The organism is Brevibacterium sp. SIMBA_078 (assembly GCF_046534565.1).
Classification (GTDB): Bacteria; Actinomycetota; Actinomycetes; order Actinomycetales; family Brevibacteriaceae; genus Brevibacterium.
In genome coordinates, this window is record NZ_JAWRYQ010000093.1 from 1 (window position 1) to 328 (window position 328).

Annotated in this window: 1 protein-coding gene; it reads right to left on the reverse strand. The window is 35.1% G+C overall.

The window, feature by feature from the left end; genetic code table 11:
• Window positions 1-216: 216 nt before the first annotated feature.
• Window positions 217-328 (reverse strand): HU family DNA-binding protein (locus SB749_RS19000; protein ID WP_410711673.1); only part of this gene is annotated, 112 nt, incomplete at its 5' end.

Genomic DNA, 328 nt, shown 5'->3' on the forward strand with positions numbered 1-328 from the left:
CTCCTTATTTTATTCAATACATAACCGTATTTGCATATCACATACCAAATATAACGCGCTGAATATAATAAGATTTTATAAATATGAATAAGCCAGCAATGTAAATTATTTACACTGATTGCAGATACTACAGGCAAAGGTAATAAAGCAAAGAGCCTGTAAGCTAAATAGTGGCTTTTGGTGAAGATACGAACTTACAGGCACTAAAGTTTTAAATTAAAGGCGCTCTTTTAACGCTTTTGCTGGTTTAAATACGGCTTTATTAGCCCCTTGTATTTCAATCGCTTCACCAGTTTGTGGATTACGACCAGTACGCGCTGGGTAATAG